Origin of the sequence: Streptomyces griseus subsp. griseus, from assembly GCF_000720255.1 — a bacterium.
GTDB lineage: Bacteria > Actinomycetota > Actinomycetes > Streptomycetales > Streptomycetaceae > Streptomyces > Streptomyces griseus_I.
Genome location: NZ_JOJE01000002.1, coordinates 68,983 through 91,249 on the forward strand (window position 1 = coordinate 68,983; position 22,267 = coordinate 91,249).

Below are 22,267 nucleotides of genomic sequence, written 5' to 3' on the forward strand. Positions count from 1 at the left end.
CGGGGCGCGATGTCTGGTCAGCGGCCCGTCGCCAGCAGGCCGTTGACCACCAGGGACGCCAGGGACTCGGCCGTGGCCGCCTGCTGTTGCGGGGAGGTGGGCTCGGGCCTGCCGAGGCGGCGGGCCAGGGGCATGTCGAGCATGCCCGAGACAGGGGGGATGACGGCGAAGAACAGGATGTCGACCGGGACGGGGGCCATGCGCCCGTCGGCGACGAGTGCGTCGATGCAGGTGGCCATGGTCTGCAGGGTGGGGGCGATGTAGTGCTCGTACAGGTACTCCAACCGCTCGGTGTCCCGGTTGAGTTCGCCGACGAGGAGCCGGGCGACCAGCGGGGCGTCCGCCGCGGTGCGGTAGAAGCCCGTGATGATCTGCCGTAGCCGCTCGGCTTCGTCGAGGGAGGGGTCGACGTAAGGAAGGCGGGCCAGTTGCGCGCCCAGGGCGTCGTCGACCACCGCGCGCCAGAAGGCGGCCTTGGACCCGTAGCGGTCGTTGATGAAGTTGTGGCTGACACCCAGGCGGCGGGCCAGCTCGCGCGCGGAGGCGTGGTCGTAGCCCAGCTCGGCGAAGGCCTCAAGGCCGCGCAGCAGGATGCTCTCCTCCTCGGGCACCGCGGGGGTGCCCGAGCCGGGGCGCCCGGGCCGTCGGGCGGACTCGGTTCGCGCTCCCATCCCTGCCTCCTCATTCACCGGTGGCCTCCTCGATCGCCGGACACCTGCCGACCAGCTTACTTGACACCTGTCAGACGACGACTAATCTGACAGGTGTCAGAGGTGCGGCCGACAGCCGCCGGAGAACGTGACGAGCTCCATCGACGCAGCCGTCCCGGCCCCGTACAGCCCGACCTCACGGATCCCCCCGCCCCACCCCTCAGGAGCCTTCGTCATGCCCACACCCGCAGCCGATCCCTCGGTCGACTCCCCCGACACGGAGGTCACGCCCCTGCCGCCCGGCCAGGCGCCGGCCCGCCACCGCTGGTGGATCCTCGCCGTCATCGGCGTGGCCCAGCTCATGGTCGTGCTGGACGCGACCATCGTGAACATCGCGCTGCCCTCGGCCCAGAAGGACCTCGGCTTCTCCGACGGCGACCGGCAGTGGGTCGTGACCGCCTACGCGCTCGCCTTCGGCAGCCTGCTCCTCCTCGGCGGACGCACAGCCGACCTGTTCGGCCGCAAGATGACCTTCCTCGTCGGCCTGGTCGGCTTCGCCGGGGCCTCCGCCGTCGGCGGCGCCGCCACCAGCTTCGAGATGCTCATCGTCGCGCGGGCCGGGCAGGGACTGTTCGGTGCGCTGCTCGCACCGGCCGCCCTCTCCCTGCTCACCGTGACCTTCACCGACGCCAGGGAACGCGCCAAGGCCTTCGGCGTCTACGGCGCCATCGCCGGCGCCGGCGGCGCGATCGGGCTGCTGCTCGGCGGTGTACTGACCGAGTACTTCGACTGGCGCTGGACCCTCTTCGTCAACCTCGCCTTCGCCGTGGTCGCCATCGCCGGCGGTGTCCTGCTGCTCCAGCGCAGCGTCCGGGACAAGTCCGCCACGATCGACATCCCCGGCGCCGTCCTCGTCGGCGGCGGCCTGTTCTGCCTGGTCTACGGCTTCTCCAACGCCGAGAGCCACGACTGGGACTCCGTCGCCACCTGGGGTTTCCTGCTCGCCGGCGCCGTCCTGCTCACCGCGTTCACCTGGTGGCAGACCCGCACCACCCATCCCCTCCTGCCCCTGCGGATCCTGCTCGACCGCAACCGCGGCGCCTCCTACATCGCCATCCTGATCACCGGCGCCGGAATGTTCGGGGTCTTCCTCTTCCTCACCTACTACCTGCAGCAGAGCCTCGGCTACACGCCCATCAAGACCGGGCTGGCGTTCCTGCCCATGGTCGCCGGACTCATGCTGGCCTCCACGCTCGCCTCGACCGTACTGATCCCCCGCCTCGGCCCCAAGCCGGTCGTCCCGCTGGGCATGGGCCTCGCCGCGGCCGCCATGGTGTGGCTGACCAACCTCGACCTGACCAGCGGCTACGCCACCGACATCCTGCCCCCGCTCGTCGCGGCGGGCCTCGGACTCGGCCTGGTGATGGCGCCGGGCATGAGCCTGGCCACCGCCGGCGTGCGCGCCGAGGACTCCGGTGTCGCCTCCGCCGCCGTCAACACCATGCAACAGGTCGGCGGCTCCCTCGGTACGGCCCTGCTCAACGCCCTCTCCACCAGCGCCGCCGCCGACTACCTCGTCGGCAGGAACCCCAAGGACCCCGCCGTCCTCGCCCACGCCGGCCTCGAGGCCTACTCCACCGCCTACTGGTGGTCGGCCGCCTTCTTCGCCGCCGGCCTCGTCGTCAGCGCCCTCCTCTACCGCCGCGGCGCCCCGGCCACCGACCCGGACGCGGCGCCCGTGGTCCACATGTGAGCCCCCGTCAGCAGCGGCCCCAGTCCGTGCGGCTCCAGTTCCGGCCCAAGGGCGGCAACACCTACAGCACCGTCAAGACCGTGAAGAGCGACACAACGGGCAAGCTGAAGGCGAACTTCACGGCCGCCGCCGACGGTTACTGGCGCTGGCACTTCGCCGGCACCTCCACGACTCCGGCCGTCACGACCGCGGGCGACTTCGTCGACGTGCGCTGAGTTCACCCACGGCAAGAGCATCGACTCGCCGGGACTCAAAAGTCGACGACCGGTTCGCCGCACGTCTGAAATGCTGGGCGCGTGTCCCGTGAGGTGAGTTTCGAGGCCGGCCTGTACCGGGGCACGGCGGAGTTCTACGACCGCTTCCGACTTCCGTACCCCGACGCCATGACCGCCGACCTCGTCCGCAGGGCAGCGCCCTCGGGACACGGCTGCCTGCTCGATCTGGCCTGTGGCACGGGCCAGTTGACGTTTCCCCTTCTGGGCCGGTTCACCGAGGTGTGGGCCGTGGACGCCGAACCCGACATGACGCAACTGGTCCGCGCCAAGGCGGTGGCCGCCGACGCACCCGGCATCCGGGCGGTCACCGCCGAGGCCGAGGAACTGCGCGCCGAGGCGTCGGCCTTCGAGCTGATCGTCATCGGCAACGCCTTCCACCGCCTGGACCGCGCCCTGGTCGCCCGACGCGCCTACACATGGCTGGAGCCGGGCGGCCACCTCGCCCTCTGCTGGTCGAACTCCCCCTGGGTCTGTGACCAGGACTGGCAGCGGGCCCTCGACGCCCTGCTCCGCACCTGGCAGACCCGGCTCGACGCGGCCACCCGGGTGCCGGCCGGCTGGAACCGGCCGAGGCGAGAGACCCCCGACCACCAGGTCCTGGCCCAGGCCGGTTTCGAGTTAGCCGGACGGCACGAGTTCTCCGTGGACCACCACTGGACGATCCCGGAACTGGCAGGCCACATCCGGTCCACGTCCTTCCTCCCACCCCCGGTCCTGGCCGAGCACGCCACCGCCTTCGACACCACCCTGACCGCCGAGCTGAGCCGCCACTCCCCTCTCACCGAGACGGTCGGCTTCGCCTACGACCTGTTCCGCAAGCCGACTGCCGAGGCCGCCCATGAGTGACGACGGACCGCTGCGAGGACGGCTTGGGGACGCTCGCGGTGAATGTCCCCTGTTGCGGTACGGCGGCCTCGCTGGACGTCCTGGCCACGACTGGCGCTGTGGCTTCGCGCGCGGCCATGGAGCGGTGCGGGCGGTCAGGTCGCTGCCGTGGTGAGGCGACGGCGGTAGCGCACGCCAGGGCGGCCGACGAGGGTGATGTTCTCGACGAAGGTGAACCGGTTGCGTTCGAGTACGGTCCTGGACGCCGGGTTGTCGAGGTGCGCGACCGCGGTGAGCTCGGAGAGCCCGTACACGTCAGCGGCCAACCGACACACCTCACGCACCGCGGCCGTGGCAACACCCTTGCCCGCGGCACGCTCCCCAATCCGATAGCCGAGCTCGGCGACACCGTCCTCCACGTCGACGAGATTCACGCGGCCGATGAGGTTCCCCATGTCATCCACGACGACGTGAAAGTGACACACCCCCGCGTCCTGCTCCGCGAGCCGGTCCCGAAGCTGAGCCCCGAACTCCGCGAAGTAGGCGTCCCCTCGATCTGACACAAAGCCCGCGAAATAAGCCCGGTTCTCCCTCTCAAACCCAAGCAACGCCTCCTCATGCCCCACCGTAAGCCGCTCCAACAACACCCCAGCCACAATCCATCCCCCTCCCCACATGGTGTCCGCCCGAGGATAGGCATGCCATCCCCGTTCGTCTCTCCGGATTTTCTCGTTTGGAGAGGTCGGGTGAGTCAGTGTGCCGGGGTGCGGTGGGGTGGTGTTCGGGGGGCTGGGGAGGGAGGTAGGGGGTGTGCGCCGTGACGACACACCGGGTCGGGCGGGGGTTCGGGGTGAGGGGGGCGCCTAGAGTCGGGAATGTGGATGGGCGGCTGGTGGGTGATGTGCTTGCTGTGGGGGCGCGGTTTTCGCTTGCGCTGTCGGGTGGGGGTGGGATGTGGGCCCATGGGCTGGCGCCGCGGGTGGATCCGGCGGTGGAGGTCGCGACGGACAGTGCGGTGGGGATGGCGGAGGTCGTCGAGGCGGTTCGGGGTGGGCTCCGTGAGATGGGCTGGCATGTAGGGGTCATGAGTGTCGAGGCGTTGGCCGGGCGGCTGGCCGTCGGTGAGCCTGCCACCGGTGAGTCGGTCGAGGTGAACCTGCTGAAGGAAGTGCTGTGGCGGGAGCCGGTTCGGACCGGCCGAGGGGTCGCCGTCGCGCTGGAGGATCTCGTGGGGATCCGGGTGCGGGACCTCGTCGACGGGGGGCTGGCGCGGGAGCTGGTCGACGTGCGGGCCGGTGCCGAGTACTGGACGCGTCCGGAGCTGGAGGAGCTGGGGCGTCGGCACGCGCGTGACCTCTTCGACCTCGCCGACCTGCAGAGCCGCCTCGTCGCCGTCGAGCTGATCGACGACCGTCGGTTCGCCGCCCTCGGCCTCGACGAGCCGGAGACCGTCGCACTCCGGCGATGGGCGCAGGAGTGGGCGGACGACATCGCGGAACGGCTCGTCGAGGGTGAGGCTCCGCCCGAGGACGAGTGAGGCCCCGGCTGGACGCCCCCGTCATTCGGTCAGGTGCTGGGCCGGCACGGACCGTTCGGCGACACGACCCCCCGCCCCACCGACCGGCACCCCCCGCCGCCCCACCGCCGTCAGCGTCACGGTCACCGCGATCGACAGCAGCGCCATCACCGTCACCCCCGTCGCCGGTGAGGTGAGTTGGGCCACCGAACCGGCCAGTGCCGCGCTCACGCCCTGCATGGTCAGCCGGCCGGAGGACTCCAGCCCCAGCGAGTGTCCGCTCAGCTCCGCCGGTGTGAGGGCCACCAGGCGCTCCTGCTGGACCAGGCTCGCCCCGAAGCCGACCGAGGCCAGCGCGGCACACATCGCGGCCACCGGTGTTTGCGGGTGCAGGGCGAAGAAGGTGTACGGGGTGGCCAGGAGGAGGAGCAGGGGGACGGTCAGGCGGGAACGGACCGCCGGGGGGAGCAGCCGGCCGACGATCACGTCACCCGTCAGCATGCCCAGCGCCGCGCACGCGAAGAGCGTGCCCGCGGCCTCGGGGTCGTACGACACGAAGAGGGATTCACAGCCGACGACCAGGCCGTTGGGGAGCCACACACCGAGGTAGACCAGGCGGCGTGGGCGGGAGGACCACAGGAGGGCGTTGGTGCGCCAGGTCGCGGTGACGGAGGGGCGGCCGGTGGCGCGGGGCGGGCGGGCGGTCAGGCCGAGGCGGAGGCCCGCGGCGGAGGCGGCGTACAGCAGGGCGGCCAGCAGCAGGGCGGCGCGCGGGGAGAGGACGGCGACCAGGGCGCCGCCGATCGCGTAACCGGTGATCTGGAGAAGGCCGTTCATCATGTTGAACAGCGAACGTCCCGTCAGATAGCCCTCCGGCGGCAGGATCTCGGTCAGCAGGCCCCAGCGCGCCCCGCCGCCCAGCGCCGCGATCAGGCCCTGGGCCAGGACGACCGCGAACACCGTCCAGAGCGGCAGGCCGGGCAGCGCCAGGACCGCCGTACCCGCCGCGAACGCGCAGGCGATGCCCGCCAGTGTCGCCCGCGGGGGCAGCCGGTCGGCCCCCGACAGCAGGAAGGTCGCGCCCAGCACCTGCGCGAGCGACGGACCGAACATGCTCACCGCCGACAGCAGCGGCGAGTCCGTCGCCCGGTACACGAGCGTGCCGAGCGCCAGCCCGCTCACCGTCTGGGCCGCGGTGTGGCCGGCGGCGGAGAGGAACAGGGGCGTGAACTCGGGGACATGGAAGAGGTCGCGGTAGCTGCGCATACGCGGAGTCTCGGGCGGGTAACCAGCGGTCGTTATTGTTTCGCGGAGAAGCGAAACATCATGTTCCGCAGGAGGAGGGCCATGGGCTGGTGGCAGGTCAACGCCGACACGCTGGCCCGTAGTCGGTTCGTGCTCTCGCCGCTCGCCGAGACCTTCGCGAGTCTGAAGCTGCTGCACGCCGGTGTGGCGTCCCACCCCGGTGAGCGGGTCTGGCTGCACGCCCATCTGCCCGGCTATCGCGCGCGGCTGGCCGCCGACCCGGTCACCGCGCTGCTCGTCCGCGCCGGCCTCGGCAGGGACTGGATCGCCGACTTCCTGACACCGGCGCCCCGGGACGGGGAGAGCTTCGAGGAGGGCGTCGCCCGGGTGCGGGCGGCCCGGCCCGACGAGGCGCGGGCGCATCTGCGGGTCTCCCTCGCCGGGCCGCTGCCCGCCGCGCTGGACCGCGACGACCTCCCCGAGCGGGCGGCGGCCCTCCTCGCGTACGTGTGGGACGAGACCGTACGGCCGTACTGGGAGCGGCGGCGGCGCGTCCTGGAGGCCGATGTCGTCGCGCGGACCGCGCAGGTGAGCCGGGGCGGCTGGGCGGCCGTGCTGGACTCGTTGCGGCCGGGGACGCGCTGGCTGGGCGAGAACCGTTTCCAGGTCAACCTGCACGAGTATCCGCCGCGCGAGATCTCCGGCGCCGAGCTGGTGTTCGTGCCGGTCACCCCCAAGGCCGGCTGGGTGTCGTGGGAGGAGTGGGACCGGTACGCCGTCGTGTACCCCTGCGCGGGCGCCCTCGCCGAGGACCCCGCCCGCCGTCCGGTCCCGGCGAGCCTGGGCGCGCTCCTGGGCCCGGCCCGGGCCGCGGTGCTCGTCCTGCTCGGCTCCCCGATGAGCACGACCCAGCTGGTGGCCGTCACCGGTCAGGGTCTCGGCTCAGTCGGGCGGCATCTGCGGGTCCTGCTGGACGCCGGGCTGGTGGCCAGGCGCCGGGCGGGCCGCTCGGTGCTGTACTCCCGGACGGCGGCGGGCGAGGTCCTGGTGGAGGCGGCGGGGGGCGCGCCCCTTCCGTCGTCCGGCGGCGTTAGCATCCGCTCATGACTACTGACGCCACCCCCTCCACTCCCTCCCCCCTGGACATCGAGATAGGCGCCCTCACGGGCGGCTCCGCCGGGCTCCCGCAGTACGCGGGCAAGGCCGTGCTCATCGTGAACGTGGCCTCCAAGTGCGGTCTGACCCCGCAGTACGCCGGCCTGGAGCGGCTCCAGGAGCGGTACGCGGCGCAGGGCTTCACCGTGCTCGGCGTGCCGTGCAACCAGTTCCTGGGTCAGGAGCCGGGGACGGCCGAGGAGATCGCGGAGTTCTGCTCGGCGACGTACGGCGTGTCCTTCCCGATGACCGAGAAGGTCGACGTGAACGGCGAGGACCGGCACGCGCTGTACGAGCGGCTCGTCGGGTTCGCCGACGCCGAGGGGCACACCGGGGACATCCGGTGGAACTTCGAGAAGTTCCTGATCGGGCGGGACGGCGGTGTGGTCGCCCGGTTCTCCCCGCAGACCGAGCCGGAGTCCGCGGAGCTGGTGGCCGCCGTCGAGGCACAGCTGGCGGGCTGAGCCGCCCGGCTGCGGCCGGTGCGGCGCGCCCGCCCGGTCGTGGCGGGTTGACCTTGCCCCTGGGGCAGGGCGGAGCGTCCTTCTCACCGGGCGAAAGGACCGCCCGGTGACGGAGGATTGCACGGTGGACGCTGAACTGCTCACCATCGGCGCGTTCGCGGCGCGGGCCCGGCTCTCGGCCAAGGCCCTGCGACTGTACGACCGCCTCGGAGTGCTGGCCCCGGCGCACGTCGACGAGGCCAGCGGCTACCGCTACTACCGCTCGGACCAGGTCGAACGAGCCCGCACGGTGGCGCTGCTGCGGCAGCTGGACATGCCGCTCGCGCGGATCGCCGAGGTGGTCGAGGCGGCCGACGGGGCCGAGGCGGCGCACCGGCTCACCGCCTACTGGGCGGATGTCGAGACGCGGCTGGCGGGGCAGCGGACGCTCGCCGAGTACCTCCGTGGACGGTTGTCGGGGAGGAGCTCCGAGATGTACGGGAAGTTCGTGGTCGAGACGGTCGACGTACCCGAGCGGGTGGTGATCACCGAGACCCGGCACACGCTGGCGGACGAGCTTCCGGCGTGGATCGGCGAGTCGCTGGGCCGGCTGGAGGCGGGGGCGCGGGAATGCGGCGGGATCACCGCCCCGCCGTTCGTCGTCTACCACTCCGAGGTGTCCATGGAGAGCGACGGCCCCGCCGAGGCGTGTGTGCCGGTCGCCGACGAGGTGGCGGCACGGGCCTGGGCGGAGCGGCGGGGACGGCACTGGCAGACGAGGGTGCGGGTGGAGCCGGCCCGGCGGCTGGCGTACACCCGGATCACCAAGGCGCAGGTCGCCCATCCGCAGATCCTGGCGGCCTTCGAGGCGGTGGAGGAGTGGCTGAAGGCGGAGGGCGTGACGGTGGACGGCCCCTGCCGGGAGGTGTACTTCGCGGACTGGGACGCGGCGGGGCCCGAGGACCCGGTGTGCGATGTGGCGTTCCCCGTGAAGTGAGGTCCGTGCGGGGCTCGGCGGGCACGAGCCGAGCCCCCTCGGCAAGGACGGCGGGCTAGTCGAGAGGGCTCTGTCGGTACTGCTTCTGAAGATGTACTGCTTCTGAAGTTGTTCGAACTGCGGGTTCTGCGGGTTCAGCGGGTTCTGCGGGTGTTACGGCTTGACCGAGGCCACGAACGCGCTCCACGCGTCGGCCGGGAAGGCCAGCACGGGACCCTGGGGGTCCTTGGAGTCCCGGACGGCGAGCGCCGAGACGGTGGGCGACTTGACTTCGACACACTCGCCGTTCCCGACGGAGTACGAGGACTTGGTCCACTCTTGCGTGGCACCGCGAACAATTGCCATTTCTGCTCCGATGACTTGCCAGTTGTGAGTGCGGTTTCCGCCAGCGTCGTCGTGTCGCTGGCTTGATCGACGCTACTCGGCAACTCCCTCAGGCGGAGCAGTGATTCACTCGGTCGGATGGCATATTCCAATGAGTCTTCCCTTGGGGCTGCCCAAGGTGTAATGTCCGGCGCCTTCCGTCGCGATGCGATCAGCGGGCGTACTCTTTCGCCAAGTCCGCGATGAACTGACGGGTTTGGTCCGCATTCATGGCCTGCGCCCTCAAATGCTCGTACATGACGCTGTAGTTCTGCACATCGGGTGCTTTCTCCAGATACAGGTCACTGGTCACACCCTCGATGTAGACGACGCTGGAGTCCGCCGCGTCCGGGAACTCGAGGATCGCGTACTGACCGTTGAGGCCGGGATGCGCGCCCACGTCGAACGGCAGCACCTGCACGGTGACATGGGGCAGCTGCGAGACCTCGGCGAGGTGCTCCAACTGCTCGCGCATCAGCTGCCGGTTGCCGACGACCCGGCGCAGCGCGGCCTCGTCCAGCACCGCCCACAGGCGCAGCGGGTTCTCCACGGCGGAGACACGTTCCTGCCGGCGCACACGCACCTGGACCCGTTTCTCGATCTCGGTCGTCGGCGTCTCCGGCAGCGCCCCGGTGATGACGGCCTCCGCGTACGCGCGGGTCTGCAACAGGCCCGGCACGACCTGCGGGGCGAACACGCGCAGGCTCGCCGCGTCCGTCTCCAGACCGATGTAGACGCTGTACGGGATGTCTCCGAAGGTGTGCCACCAGCCCTGCTGGCGCGAGTCCTTGGCCATCTGCATCAGGGACTCGATGATGCGGTGGTCCTCGACCTCGTAGACCCCGCACAGGTCGCGCACATCGCGCTGGCTGATGCTGCGGCGGCCGTTCTCGAGGCGGCTGATCTTCGACTGGGAGACCAGCAGCCGCTCGGCGACCTCCTCGGCGGTCATGCCCTTGAGCTCACGGAGCCGACGCAGCTCCTGGCCCAGCCGGCGTCGCCTGACGGTGGGATTGACATTGGACGCCACGGGACGTGCACCTCCGGCTGCGTTCTCCACTTTGCGTATCTGCTGCTGAGCAGACTGCCACCAAGGTGCTTTGTACCGCTGGAAAACGGTCGATACGCGGCCGGTCAACGCTAGTTCGGTGCGCGTCGACCGGATATGTGCGGCGATCTTACGGCAGCCGAGGGGTGGCGGCCCCGAAACATGCGTCCGCGCGGGGCGGTGGGACCGGGCACGTCCGAGGACGTGTGGCCCCACCACCCCGCGCGGGCCGCGGCGGCTCCCGAACGGGTCTTGCTGATGTGCGAGCGCCGGTGTGCGCGGAACTGCGGCTCAGTGGGCCACGACACGCGCCATGGATCCGCGGTGCGGCTGCACCGGAACACCGCGCGCGGGTTCCACGACCGCCCTGGCGCCGGGGGCGGCCTGCCGACCGGCCGGTGCCGGGCGGCGTGGCTGGGCCACCGCACCGTTCTGTACGTCCATCACGGCGTGGGCGACGAGCCCGCCCATGGGGTCGTGCCGGATCAGATCCCGCAACCGGGACCGGGACGAGCGTCCCTCGTTCCCGGGGTACAGGTGTTTGCCGAGACCGACCGCGTGGGCCAGGGCGGCGAGCGCCGCGGTCCGCGGGTCCGGCGGTACGCCGGTACGGATCGCCGAGTCCAGCCGCGCCCTGATCTCGCGGCTGATCGCGGTCTCCGTCGCCTGGTACCGGGTCGTCGGCAGCACCCCGCACATCTGGCCCGCCACGGCATGCACCATGCCGCACCGCTCCAGATGCGAGAGGTAGGTCTGGCGGAGCCCGAGACGCGGCCCGCCGATCCAGTGGACGGCCCGTACGGGAGCGCCACGCCTTCGCAGCAACTCCAACGCGCAGTCCAGTGTTGGATCTCCAGTCGGCCGTGGGGACACCACGGCGATACGATCCCCGTCTGGGGCTATCCGTCCGGCCAGCGCCAGCTCCACTAGCTGTGCTCCGGCCAGACCAAGGTCGAGCGACTGCGGCTGTGCAGTGGTACCCGTGGTCGGGTCCAATGCCAGCAGCAGAAGCTCCTCCGGAATGGTTCTGCGGCTCCTGCCCATCCATGCCTCCCCGCGTGGATGAATGACAGGGTGACCCCTCTCACATTGGTCTGTCGAGGGTGCGTGACCTGTTTGTAAGGGAACCGGTAGGTATGTCGTTCTCGTCTATCGCAGGAGCCAAGTCCTCACACAGGACACTGGTACATGGTTCGGACAGCGCGCTGTGGCGGTGTTCCGGGCGGCGGTTCACGGTTCGGCAGACGCACGGAAGCCGTGCGGCACATGGAGGAGGCATCGGTGGCGGGCGAGTCCCCCGACAGGTCGAAGCAGCGCGAGTCGTCGGCAGAACCGACGTCGGGGAGCGCGGGTCCGGTTCCCGAGGCCAGGCCCAAAGCCCGCGACCCACGCCTTCCGGCAACCCGGGAGGGCGGTACGGACTCCACCTCCCGCGGAGGCGTGGACACGGCGACACGCGTGTTCTCGGTACGGAGGTCCGAGACCGGGGACGTGGAGGAGGCCGAGGACGCCGGTGACGGCACCGCCGAGGACGCCACGGACTCGGTGAAGAGTTCGGGACCGACCGACACCCCTTCCGGGTCCGGCACCGACACGTCGGGGAACGCCCGCCTCCGGGCCGCCGTCGCCGCCTGGGTCCAGTCCGCCGACGACAAGCCGGCCACCGAGCCCGAGCAGGACACCCCGTCCAGCGAAACGGTTACGCAGGGCACCGGGGAGGCGCAGAGCGAGGACGCCGAGACGGCCGAGACGGCCGAGGGGGCCGGGCGCGCGGACGTCGAGGCAGACGGGGACGCGCGGGACGCCGAGACGGCTGAAGCGGCTGAGAGGGACGGGCAGGGCGCCGAGGAGGCCGAGGAGGCCTCTACGGGCGCCCAGGGGGGCGAGTCGGCGTCCGCGGGCACCGGGGAGGCCGAACGGGCCTCTGGGGGCGCTCAGGAGGCCGAGGGTGGCACCGAGGCGGCCGAGGACCGGGATGCCGAGGATGCCCAAGGCTCTCCGGTAGCGCAGGATACGGACGAAACGGACGCGCCTGCGGACGAGGCCGAGGAGGTGGCCGACGCCGAGCCGCGCAGCGACGCCGACGCGGACCCCGAGGCTGACGCCGAAGCCGACGCGGGCTCCGACGCCGGCGCCGACGAGGGCACGGACCCGGACGCGGACTCCGACAGCGGCGACGTCCGGCCGAAGTCCGACGCCGACGCCGAAGCCGAAGCCGAAGCCGACGACACGGAAACCCCCGCGAAGCCGGACCCCAGGGTCGGCACGAGCGTCTCCAAGGCCGACGCCGACGCCGACGCCAAGCCCGTGGCGGACCCGAAGACGGACGCCGACGAGGGCGGGGACGAGGACGCCGACGAGTCCGAAGCCGCCGACGGCGAGGAGCGCCCCAGCGGTGACTCCGACGACTCCGAGAAGCCCGGCAAGACCGGCTCGCCCGCCGTCGACCAGCCCACCGCCGTCTTCAAGGCGCCGCGGGTCGGTAAGCGGGAGGTTGATCAGCCGACGACCATGCTGAAGCTCGGCGACGCGGCCACCGCCCGCAGGGGCGGAAAGAAGCCCGACGGCGAGGCCCCCGACAAGGTCGAAGACAAAGTCGAAGACAAGGTCACCGAAGACAAGGCCGTCGAAGACAAGGTCGCCGACAAGCGCACCCCGGACAAGCCCGCCCCCGGCAGGACTCCTGAGGCCGAAGCCGAGCGGACCAGCAAGTTCGTCGCGCTGAAGCCCTTGGACGACCCGTCGACGCGCAAGCCACCGCCGCCGCCCGCGGACGCGACGACCGCGTTGCCCAGGGTCAAGCCGGCGGACGCCACCAGCCCCGTCCCGCAGATCGGCCCGGAGCGGACGACGCAGCAGCCGCTGCCGCCGAAGCCGCCGCTGGATCTGCTCGCGGAGCTGACGAACACCCCGCCGCCCCCGGAGACCCCGCTCAGGACGACCGTCCGCCGGGTGAAGGTCTGGACGCCGATCGTCCTGCTGCTCGCCGTCGTCTTTGCGATCGTGCAGGCCGTACGGCCGCTGCCGTCCCCCAGCCTCGTCCTCACCGCCGAGGAGTCGTACACCTTCAAGGGCGACAAGGTCGCACTGCCGTGGCCGAACGAGGGCCAGGGCTGGATGGACGTCAACGGCATCGGCAACGTCGATGGCTTCGGCGAGCAGAAGCCGGTCGCCATCGGCTCCGTCGCCAAGGCCATGACGGCCTACGTCGTGCTGAAGGACCACCCGCTGAAGCTGGGCACGGAGGGCCCGTCCATCACCATCGACGCCCTCGCCGAGAAGGAGGGCGGCTACGACAAGTACGACGAGTCGACCGTCAACACCGTCAAGAAGGGTGACAAGTACACCCTCAAGCAGGCCCTCTCGGCGGTCATGATCCCCTCGGCGAACAACATCGCCCGGCTCCTCGCCCGCTGGGACGCGGGCAACGAGGCGGCGTTCATCAAGAAGATGAACGCCACCGCCAAGGAGCTCGGGATGAAGAACACGAAGTACACCGACGCCTCCGGGCTGAAGGAGACCACCGTCTCCACCGCCGAGGACCAGGTGAAGCTCGGCCACGAGCTGGTGAAGATCCCGGCGCTGATGGACATCACCAAGCAGCCGAACTGGGTCGACCCGACCGGCTTCAAGTGGCGCAACTACAACGACCTGGTCCCCTACAACAACGCCATCGGCATCAAGACCGGCTCCACCAGCAAGGCCGGCGGCAACCTGCTGTTCGCCGCCACCAAGGAGGTCGGCGGCGAGACCGTGACCCTGGTCGGCGCGATCCTCGCCCAGCACAACGCGGTCTCGATCATCGACCAGGTCAACAAGGTCAGCAAGACCGCGATGCTCGCCACCCAGGACGCCCTGACCTCGGCGCAGATCCTCAAGAAGGGCGACGTGGTCGGGTACGTCGACGACAAGTTCGGCAACCGGACCCCGGTGGTCGTGACGAAGGACGTCAGCGCCGTCGGCTGGGCCGGGCTGAAGGTGAAGCTGTCCTTCGCCACCGACGACGTACCCCACACCGCGAAGGCCGGCACGAAGGTGGGCTCGCTCACCGTCGGCGACGGTTCCGGTGACGCGGTGAAGGTCCCGGTCGCGCTGCAGAAGGACCTGGCCGAGCCGGGCTTCGCGGACAAGCTGACCCGCGTCGGCTGACCCGCGGGTCACGGACGACGGCCGTACCGGCGCGCCCGTCGGTGGAGCACCGTATCGGCGCTCCCCGGCGGGCCGCGTGCTAGCGTCACGAAACGGTATCGGCCGCCGGACCGGAAGAGCCGAGAAGAGAAGACGGGACACGGGGAGCGCCTACAGGTGGCCACTGCGGAGCCGACACGCACCGACGACACCGGTCCGGGCCCGGGTACCGGCCCGCGAATACGGCTGCCCGCACCGGCCAAGGGTGACGGCGGGTCGTCCGGGTTCGCGGCCCGCACCGCCGTGCTGCGCGAGTGGGCCGGCCGGCACCCCGTCCTCGCCGTCACCCTCCTCGCCGGCGCCCTGCACATCGCCTGGTTCTTCACGTTCGCGAACAGCGGGGGCGACCTCGCCGCGCAGGACGCGTGGGCCGAGTTCGTCGGCCGTTATCCCGACTCCGCGTACAACCTCGCCTGGTACGGCGGCATGCACGCGGTGTCGTACAGCATGGTGTCGCCGTATCTGATGTCCGTCCTGGGCGTCCGTACGACGATGATGATCGCGGGAACGGTCTCGGCGACCCTGCTGACGCTGATCATGGTGCGGTGCCGGCCGGTGAAGAAGCCGATGTGGCCCGTGCTCGCCGGTGTCTTCGCCTTCCTGTGCAACGCCATATCGGGACGGGTGACGTTCGGCCTCGGCACCGCGTTCGCGCTGGGCGCGGTCGCCGTCACGTTCTGCTGGCCGTACCGCTGGCGCTACAAGCGGTGGGCGAAGGCGCTGTGCGCCGCGCCGCTCGCCGCGCTGGCCACCATGTCCTCGCCGGTCGCCGGCCTGTTCGTGGGGCTGGTGGCGGCCGCGATGTTCCTGCAGAAGCGAAGGCCCGGTGCCTGGGCGCTGGGGCTGGGACCGACGGCGGTCGTCGCGGTGTCGGCGCTGGCGTTCCCCTTCTCCGGCACCCAGCCGATGATCTTCGGGTCGACGGTCCTCCCACTGCTGTTCTCCGTGGTCATCTACATGGTCGTGCCGCGTGACTGGACGACCGTGCGGATCACTGCCGCGATCTACGGTCTGTCGGTGCTCCTCGTCTGGCTGATCAGCTCGCAGATCGGGTCGAACATCACCCGGCTGCCGATGCTGTTCGCCGGGGTGGTGCTGATGGCGGCGCTGCCGTTCGCGGTGCCGCGCAGCCGCAAGTGGTACGTGATCGTGCTGACGATGGCCACGTTCGTCGGCTGGATCGGCTTCAAGTCGGTCGACGACATCATCCACACGAGCCCGGCCGCGTCCTGGGCGCGTGAGCTCTCGCCGCTCGTGAACGAGCTCCAGGAGGTCGGCGCGGAGAAGGGGCGCGTCGAGGTGGTCCCGGCCCGGTCCCACCGCGAGGCCTCCGCCCTGGCGCCCTACGTCAACCTGGCCCGCGGCTGGAACCGCCAGGCCGACATGGAGCGCAACCCGCTCTTCTACGACGACACGCTCAACTCGGCGAACTACCACGACTGGCTGAAGCGGTGGGCCGTGCACTTCGTGGTGCTGCCCAAGGACGAGCCGGACCCGGGCGGCGCGGAGCGCGAGCGTGAGCTGGTCCAGCGGGGCATGCCGTATCTGAAGCAGATCTGGGGCGACGCGAACTGGCAGCTGTTCCGGGTGACCGATCCGACGTCGCTCGCGGAGCCGAACACGGTCGTGGAGCGGGCCGGGCAGACCGAGGTGACGATGAAGGTGGCCAAGCCGGGCCGCATCCTCATCCGCATCCCGTACTCGCCGTGGCTGAGCATCGTCGACGCCGAGGGCAAGAAGCTCAAGGCGCCGCAGGAGACGCAGGAGTCCAAGGACGCTCCCGAGGGCACGCCGAAGAGGTACGACAACCCCAACGGCTGCCTGCTGGAGACCGAGGAGGACACGAAGGGCGACAAGTGGACGATGCTGGTCGCCCCGAAGGCGGGCACGTACCGGCTGGCGGCGCCCTACGGCCTGCCGCGGGGCACTCCCTGTCCGGACGAGATGAAGTGACGCGACTGGTGGCGTAGCTCGTCCACGTAGCGGTCCGTGCCCGGCACCGTCGGGATGAACGGCGCCACCAGTTCCACCCTCCCGAGCCCCGACTCCGCGACCGCCGTGTCCAGGTCCGTGAACCTTCCCTCCCAGCACTCCCTCGGGTCGGCCTCCAGGAACCACAGCAGGGTCAGGCGGGTGTCGACGCCCTCGACCTGTTTGACGTAGCTCATGCGGTCGCCGGGCAGGGGGGTCGGGCGGAAGACCGTCACCAGCGCGGCGGGGGTGCCCTGGAGGCGCCCCGGGAGGTGCCGGGAGCGCAGCCACTCCAGGAGTTCCGCCCGCTGCTCGGGCGACTCCGCGTCGATCACCTCGACGACCAGACCGGCGTACGGGTGGTCGAGGGCGTGGAAGTCGCGGGGGCCCGCGGCACCGTCGCGGTACACCGTCGCCTCGTGGTCCTGGAACGCCGTGAAGACGTGGGTGCGGTCCTGATGGACGCGGGCGTCCCGGTTGAGGCGCTTGTTGATGGCGACCGTCCAGCGCATGTGGTCGTCGTAGCGGCCGGACGTGATCCAGTACGTCGATATGTAGCAGCCGGCGGTGACGGGCTGGGCGATCGCCGACTTCTCCGGGTACCGCAGCAGTTGCAGGTCCCGGGTGGCCACCCAGCGGCGGCCCGCGTACATCCAGGGCATGGCCATCGCGCCGGCGTAGTAGTGGTCGTCCTCGTACCAGCGGTTGTAGGCGTACTCGTGGCCGGGGTGCGGCTCGACCATCGTGATCAGGGCGTGGCCGGGGTGGACTCCGTAGGGGCCTACGGCGGCCAGTTCGGCGTACGTCTCGCTGCGGGTCTCCTCGCTCATGGCCTTCCCCTTCCTAGGCGGCTCGCCCATACTCTGACGCTCCGTCAGATAATGCGCCAGAGCCAGGGAGGCCGCCGATGTCACTGCTCGCCGGAAGGACCGTCGTCGTCTCGGGAGTCGGTGCCGGGCTCGGGCACCAGGTGGCGGCCGCGGTCGTACGGGACGGCGGGAACGCCGTGCTCGGGGCGCGGACCGAGGCGAACCTCGCCAAGAGCGCCGCCGAGATCGACCCGGACGGCGCGCACACGGCGTACCGGGCGACCGACATCACCGACGAGGGCCAGTGCGAGGCGCTGGCGGCGCTGGCGCGGGAGCGGTTCGGGCGGATCGACGCGGTGGTGCAGGTGGCCGCGTGGGACAGCTACTTCGGCGGGGTGGAGGACGCGGACTTCGCGACCTGGCGGTCGGTGATCGACGTGAACCTGCTGGGCTCACTGCGCATCACGCGGGCGTGCCTGCCGGCGCTGAAGGCGGGCGGGGGCGGTGCGGTGGTCTTCATCGGCACCCAGTCGGCCGTCGCCGCTCCGTCCCAGGTGCGGCAGGCGGCGTACGCGGCCTCGAAAGGGGCGCTGACCAGCGCGATGTACTCGCTGGCGCGGGAGCTCGGGCCGCACCGGATCCGGGTCAACACCGTGCTGCCGGGCTGGATGTGGGGTCCGCCGGTGCGGGCGTATGTGCAGTTCGCGGCGCAGTCGGAGGGGGTCGCGGAGGCCGACGTACTGGGACGGCTGACGGAGCGGATGGCGCTGCCGGACCTGGCGACCGACGGGGACGTGGCGGACGCGGCGGTGTTCCTGGCGTCGGACCGGGCGCGGGCGATCACGGGGCAGTCGCTGCTGGTCAACGCGGGGGAACTGATGCGCTGAAACGGTCCCTTTCGGCCATCTTCCACCGTTCACAATTGTTCATGTAGATGAACACAGGTCAGTAAGGCGAACATTTTTACTTGCCCTTGACCATCCATCAGCTTGTCGTGCCCACATAACCCCACCCAGGATGAGCGGGCACTTCGCCGCCTCCCTCGCCCTTACCCCGCTCACGCGAAGTGCCAACCAGCTGAGCGGAGTTCACAAGGCGGACCCTGGAAGGGGGCACCATGAACGGTCTCGACTGGGCCGTGCTGATCGGCTACTTCGGCGTGATGGTCGCCATCGGCATCTGGTCCCACAAGCGCGTGGACAACGTCAGCGACTTCTTCACCGCCGGCGGCAAGATGCCCTGGTGGCTCTCCGGCATCTCCCACCACATGTCGGGCTACAGCGCGGTGATGTTCACCGGCTACGCCGGCATCGCCTACACCTACGGCGTCACCTCCTTCGTCACCTGGTCCTTCCCGATCGCCCTCGGCATCGCCATCGGCTCCAAGCTGTTCGCGCCCCGCATCAACCGGCTGCGCTCACGGCTGCACGTGGCGTCTCCGCTGGAGTACCTGAAGAACCGGTACGACCTGAAGACACAGCAGGCGCTGGCCTGGTCCGGGATGCTGCTGAAGATCGTCGACGTGGGTGCCAAGTGGGCCGCGATCGCGACCCTGTTGTCGGTCTTCACGGGCGTCAGCCTGAACCAGGGCATCCTCATCACCGGCTGCATCACGGCGGTCTACTGCACCATCGGCGGCCTGTGGGCCGACGCCCTGACCGAACTCGGCCAGTTCGTCATCCAGTTGCTCGCCGGCATCGCGATGTTCATCGCGGTGGTCCTGAAACTGAACGACAAGGGCATCGGGTTCTTCGGCGCCTGGGACGAGCCGGAGCTGAAGGGCCACGGGGAGCCACTGGTGGGGCCGTACGGCACGGTCTTCCTGCTCGCCTTCCTCTTCATCAAGCTCTTCGAGTACAACGGCGGCATGCTCAACCAGGCCCAGCGCTACATGGCCACGGCCAACGCGTACGAGGCCGAGCGCTCGGCGCGCCTGTCGGCGGTGCTGTGGCTGGTGTGGCCGGTGGTGCTGTTCTTCCCCATGTGGATGTCACCGCTGCTGGTCGAGTCGCAGAAGACGGACGGATCCGACGCGTACGGCCTGATGACCGAACAGCTGCTGCCGCACGGCCTCCTGGGACTGGTCATCGTCGGCTTCTTCTCGCACACCATGGCCATGTGCTCCTCCGACGCCAACGCGATCGCGGCGGTCTTCACCCGGGACTGCGCGCCGGTGGTGTGGCGCAGGGCGCGCTCGTGGAGCCAGGGGCAGGGGCTGCGCGTCGCCCGGATCACGACGGTCGTCTTCCTCGGCCTGTCCATGGCGGCGGCCACCCAGGTCAACTCCCCCACGTTCAAGGACATCATCACCGTCGTCATCAAGTGGGTCGCCGGTCTGATGGGCCCCATGGCCATCCCGATGATGCTGGGCCTGCTCCGTCCGTTCCGCCGCTCGGGACCGACGGCGGCACTGACCAGCTGGTCGATGGGCCTGCTCGCCTTCTGGCTGGTCAACTACCCGATCAACTGGAACGTGGACGGCGGTGTCCCGCTCCAGTACCAGGTTTCGATCCCGCTCGCGGTGTCGCTGGTCCTCTACATCCTCATCGGCTTCCTCAAGCCCGAGGACACCCCGGAACGACTGGCCGTCATCGAGAAGATCAACACCGACGACGACGGAACGGCAGCGGCCGCGATCCCGACACCGGCGGAGCCGGTGGACGACGTGGTGCGGGCGCGGGCGAAGGAGTGAGGGCGCGGCGCTCGGTCAGACCAGCCACGTGAGGCCACCGGTCATGGCGCTGTGCAGGAGCGTCAGGACACGCAGCGGATGGTTCTTGGCCACCGCGCTGTTCACGACCAGGACATGGTGGAAGACGGTGCGGCCCGACGTGCCCGTCGACCTGAGGGGTGTGACCCAGAAGGTCAGGTCCCCAGCGACGACGGGTGCTCCGTCGGCCTCCACCTGGCCCTGGGGGCTCCCGCACGCCTCGCGAAATGCCGCGGTGACCCTGTCCGCGGCACGGCGGTTCTGCTTCGTGTCCTTCATGAGCTTGTACATGCCGTAGGCGGGAACGTAGACCTGCGGGTTGCGCAGGGTGCGGTGTACGAACCAGTCGGACGGTTCCGTGATGACGCTCGCGCCGGTCGGCTCGGTGACCCGGGTCAACCGGGGAGGCCTCGGCTCTCCGGCAGCGAGACCGCTGCCGGGTCCGGTGAGCCGGAATTCCTGGTTCTCCCCGTTGTGCCAGAAGTATCGTGTGCGTTCGGGCTGGTTGCCGTCGATGAGCGTGTTGGTCGCCTCGATGAAATGTGCCGGCCCGCGCACTTCGTCACTCAGTTCGAGCGGCGTCACCGCGAACCTGAGACCGGCTTCCTCCGTGAGGTACCGGTCGGCGGGAACCCGCCCGTTCTCGTCCAGAACCGCTTGGTGGAACAGCAATCGCGCTGCCTCGGTCGCCTTGTTGTCACTGAGCCAGTTCTCAACCGTCCGCTGTACCAGAACGGTCCCGACCGTTCCCCCCACGAACTTGGCGATGCCCAACCAGACCATGTGTCCCCCCGAGGATCGAAACCCTGAACCCACGTCCCGCAGTGGAGGCTACGGCGGATCGCGTACACCCAGGCAGGGCGCTGTGGGGCGCGCGCAAGGGCGTGTGGGATCGCCCAGCGCTCCCGCTGTCCGGATCTGCGCTCCCCTACGCGCTCATGGCCCACGACCAGCCCGCACCCGGAGCTCGACGCGGGGCTGACGGCCGGGGTCTCGCCGGGGGCTGAACCGTCCTATCCGCCTCTCGGGTATCTCGCGAGCCACCCCGGCGCGGACCCCGCCGGGCCGTGCAGGGCGGGCCCCTGGGTCATCTCCATGGCGAAGTCGTCGGCCAGCTCCAGCAGCGTGGGACGGCCCTCCAGCTCGGCCAGCCAGGCCGGCGGGAGGGCCGTTTCGCCGTGCAGGGCGCCGAGGAGACCGCCGGTCAGGGCGGCGGTCGCGGCGGAGGGGCCGACCTGGTTCACGGCGAGGCGCAGACCGTGGCGGACCTCCTCCGCGACGAGGGAGCAGTACACGGCGGCGGCCAGCACGGTCTCCGCCGTACCGGCACCGGCCAGCTCGGCCACCCGGTCCGGCGTCGGAATCCCCTGCCGGACCGCGCCGAGGGCGTGTTGCAGGGCGTCCGACACGGGCTGGTGACCGGGCCGCGCGCCGAGCAGGGCGAGCGCCCGCTGTACGGCGCCGTCGAGGCTGTCGCCGCGGGCGAGGGCGTGCACGATCACCGCGTACGCGCCGGCCGACAGGTAGGCGACGGGGTGACCGTGGGTCTGCGCGGCGCACTCCACGGCGAGCTGTATCACCAGCTGCGGCTCCCAGCCGACGAGCAGCCCGAAAGGGGCCGACCGGGCGACGACCTCGGGGCCCGCCTCACCGGGGTTCTTGGGCGCGTCCAGCGTGCCCATCGCCTCGTCGCCGAGCCCGAGCAGCAGCGGACGGGTGGGGCCCCGTCGGGCGTAGAGCCACTCCTCACGGGCCAGCCACCCGTCCTCCGCCCGCCGCTCGTCGGGCCCCCAGTCCCGCTGCGTCGCGGCCCACCTCAGATACGCCCGGTGCAGGTCGGTCGGCGGATGCCAGGCGCCGGTGTCCCTGCGTACCTGGGCGCGGATCAGGCCGTCCACGGTGAAGAGGGTGAGCTGAGTGAGGTGACTGACGGCACCGCGCCTCCCGTACGCGGGCGCCAGGTCTACGACCCCCTCGGCGCCGTGCGCCTCCCGGATGGCGTCGAGATCCAGCCCGTCGACGGGCGCCCCGAGCGTGTCTCCCAGGGCACCACCCAAGAGGGTGCCCCGCACCCGGCTCCGAAAGTCCTGCTGCTCGGTACGGCCCCAGACGGCGCCGTCGGTCGCACCCACCAAGACCTCCCAGGCACCGTCCGTATGTACGACGCCCAGCACTGTAATCGAATGGGAACGCTTGATTCAGAGGAGGACCACGGCCTCGGGACTCCTCTCGTGTCCTGTCCTCCCTAGGTCCACATGCGCGCCGCAGGGGATTGGTGTAGTTCTCGAAGGAAGAGAAACGCACCACGCTCGGCCCGCC

The 22,267-nt window shown here is 70.6% G+C and carries 19 protein-coding genes and 1 pseudogene; 11 read left to right on the forward strand and 9 right to left on the reverse strand.

Translation table 11 applies throughout. The features are described from left to right. Nucleotides 1-17: 17 nt before the first annotated feature. The gene (locus tag IG99_RS03925) at nt 18-671 is read right to left on the reverse strand and encodes a TetR/AcrR family transcriptional regulator (protein ID WP_051864907.1); all 654 of its coding nucleotides are present in this window, start codon (nt 669-671) and stop codon (nt 18-20) included. A gap of 214 nt (nt 672-885) precedes the next feature. On the opposite strand from IG99_RS03925, the gene IG99_RS03930 reads away from it, so the two are divergent. From IG99_RS03930 to IG99_RS03940, 3 genes and pseudogenes are all read left to right on the forward strand, one after another. Then, nucleotides 886-2,403, forward strand: a complete 1,518-nt coding sequence (locus IG99_RS03930; RefSeq protein WP_037669814.1) for an MFS transporter — start codon at nt 886-888, stop codon at nt 2,401-2,403. A 20-nt stretch (nt 2,404-2,423) separates the two neighbouring features. Next, nucleotides 2,424-2,618: pseudogene (locus IG99_RS03935) on the forward strand (hypothetical protein); the annotation flags it as partial. Between the two features lie 81 nt (nt 2,619-2,699). Continuing rightward, nucleotides 2,700-3,524, forward strand: coding sequence for a class I SAM-dependent methyltransferase (locus tag IG99_RS03940; protein ID WP_037669817.1), 825 nt, complete (start codon nt 2,700-2,702; stop codon nt 3,522-3,524). Between the two features lie 134 nt (nt 3,525-3,658). Here IG99_RS03940 and IG99_RS03945 read toward each other — a convergent pair whose 3' ends face one another. Further along, on the reverse strand, nt 3,659-4,180 hold the full coding sequence (locus IG99_RS03945) for a GNAT family N-acetyltransferase (protein WP_037669818.1): 522 nt from the start codon (nt 4,178-4,180) through the stop codon (nt 3,659-3,661). Nucleotides 4,181-4,380: 200 nt separating this feature from the next. Here IG99_RS03945 and IG99_RS03950 point away from each other — a divergent pair, with 200 nt between their 5' ends. Then, nucleotides 4,381-5,040: a hypothetical protein gene (locus IG99_RS03950; protein WP_394297969.1), complete on the forward strand. Its 660-nt coding sequence runs from the start codon at nt 4,381-4,383 to the stop codon at nt 5,038-5,040. A gap of 21 nt (nt 5,041-5,061) precedes the next feature. On the opposite strand, the gene IG99_RS03955 is transcribed toward IG99_RS03950, so the two are convergent. Next, nucleotides 5,062-6,285 carry an MFS transporter gene (locus tag IG99_RS03955; RefSeq protein ID WP_037669820.1) on the reverse strand — a complete coding sequence of 408 codons (1,224 nt, stop codon included), beginning with the start codon at nt 6,283-6,285 and terminating at the stop codon, nt 5,062-5,064. Nucleotides 6,286-6,366: 81 nt separating this feature from the next. Between IG99_RS03955 and IG99_RS03960 the strand changes: the two genes are divergently transcribed. The 3 genes from IG99_RS03960 (at nt 6,367) to IG99_RS03970 (ending at nt 8,859) form a co-directional block, all read left to right on the forward strand. Then, nucleotides 6,367-7,371, forward strand: coding sequence for an ArsR/SmtB family transcription factor (locus IG99_RS03960; RefSeq protein ID WP_037669822.1), 1,005 nt, complete (start codon nt 6,367-6,369; stop codon nt 7,369-7,371). Further along, nucleotides 7,368-7,883, forward strand: a complete 516-nt coding sequence (locus tag IG99_RS03965; RefSeq protein WP_037669824.1) for a glutathione peroxidase — start codon at nt 7,368-7,370, stop codon at nt 7,881-7,883. Before IG99_RS03960 ends, IG99_RS03965 begins: the two co-directional genes overlap by 4 nt. A 106-nt stretch (nt 7,884-7,989) precedes the next feature. After that, nucleotides 7,990-8,859 carry a MerR family transcriptional regulator gene (locus IG99_RS03970; RefSeq protein ID WP_037669827.1) on the forward strand — a complete coding sequence of 290 codons (870 nt, stop codon included), beginning with the start codon at nt 7,990-7,992 and terminating at the stop codon, nt 8,857-8,859. A gap of 153 nt (nt 8,860-9,012) precedes the next feature. Here the strand turns inward: IG99_RS03970 and IG99_RS03975 are convergent, their stop codons facing one another. From IG99_RS03975 to IG99_RS03985, 3 genes are all read right to left on the reverse strand, one after another. Further along, nucleotides 9,013-9,204 (reverse strand): DUF397 domain-containing protein, encoded by a 192-nt coding sequence (locus IG99_RS03975; RefSeq protein WP_037669829.1) that lies wholly within the window; start codon nt 9,202-9,204, stop codon nt 9,013-9,015. Nucleotides 9,205-9,394: 190 nt separating this feature from the next. After that, nucleotides 9,395-10,252: a helix-turn-helix domain-containing protein gene (locus IG99_RS03980; RefSeq protein WP_037669832.1), complete on the reverse strand. Its 858-nt coding sequence runs from the start codon at nt 10,250-10,252 to the stop codon at nt 9,395-9,397. Nucleotides 10,253-10,561: 309 nt separating this feature from the next. Next, nucleotides 10,562-11,314, reverse strand: a complete 753-nt coding sequence (locus IG99_RS03985; RefSeq protein ID WP_037669834.1) for a GOLPH3/VPS74 family protein — start codon at nt 11,312-11,314, stop codon at nt 10,562-10,564. A gap of 396 nt (nt 11,315-11,710) precedes the next feature. Here IG99_RS03985 and IG99_RS03990 point away from each other — a divergent pair, with 396 nt between their 5' ends. Together IG99_RS03990 and IG99_RS03995 are read left to right on the forward strand one after the other, a co-directional pair. Next, nucleotides 11,711-14,419 (forward strand): hypothetical protein, encoded by a 2,709-nt coding sequence (locus IG99_RS03990; RefSeq protein WP_051864908.1) that lies wholly within the window; start codon nt 11,711-11,713, stop codon nt 14,417-14,419. Between the two features lie 156 nt (nt 14,420-14,575). Next, nucleotides 14,576-16,411 carry a membrane protein gene (locus tag IG99_RS03995; RefSeq protein ID WP_037669836.1) on the forward strand — a complete coding sequence of 612 codons (1,836 nt, stop codon included), beginning with the start codon at nt 14,576-14,578 and terminating at the stop codon, nt 16,409-16,411. On the opposite strand, the gene IG99_RS04000 is transcribed toward IG99_RS03995, so the two are convergent. After that, nucleotides 16,366-17,259, reverse strand: coding sequence for a hypothetical protein (locus tag IG99_RS04000; protein WP_051864910.1), 894 nt, complete (start codon nt 17,257-17,259; stop codon nt 16,366-16,368). The genes IG99_RS03995 and IG99_RS04000 overlap by 46 nt on opposite strands. A 77-nt stretch (nt 17,260-17,336) precedes the next feature. Between IG99_RS04000 and IG99_RS04005 the strand changes: the two genes are divergently transcribed. Together IG99_RS04005 and IG99_RS04010 are read left to right on the forward strand one after the other, a co-directional pair. Continuing rightward, entirely contained in the window at nt 17,337-18,125 is a 789-nt protein-coding gene (locus IG99_RS04005) for an SDR family oxidoreductase (RefSeq protein WP_037669840.1), read from the forward strand. Nucleotides 18,126-18,355: 230 nt separating this feature from the next. Beyond that, a complete protein-coding gene (locus IG99_RS04010; protein WP_037669842.1) occupies nt 18,356-19,930 on the forward strand; it encodes a sodium:solute symporter family protein in 1,575 nt (524 codons plus the stop codon). A 15-nt stretch (nt 19,931-19,945) separates the two neighbouring features. Here the strand turns inward: IG99_RS04010 and IG99_RS04015 are convergent, their stop codons facing one another. Beyond that, nucleotides 19,946-20,731 carry a hypothetical protein gene (locus IG99_RS04015; RefSeq protein ID WP_037669843.1) on the reverse strand — a complete coding sequence of 262 codons (786 nt, stop codon included), beginning with the start codon at nt 20,729-20,731 and terminating at the stop codon, nt 19,946-19,948. A gap of 230 nt (nt 20,732-20,961) precedes the next feature. Continuing rightward, on the reverse strand, nt 20,962-22,080 hold the full coding sequence (locus IG99_RS04020; RefSeq protein WP_037670215.1) for an ADP-ribosylglycohydrolase family protein: 1,119 nt from the start codon (nt 22,078-22,080) through the stop codon (nt 20,962-20,964). Nucleotides 22,081-22,267: the final 187 nt, after the last annotated feature.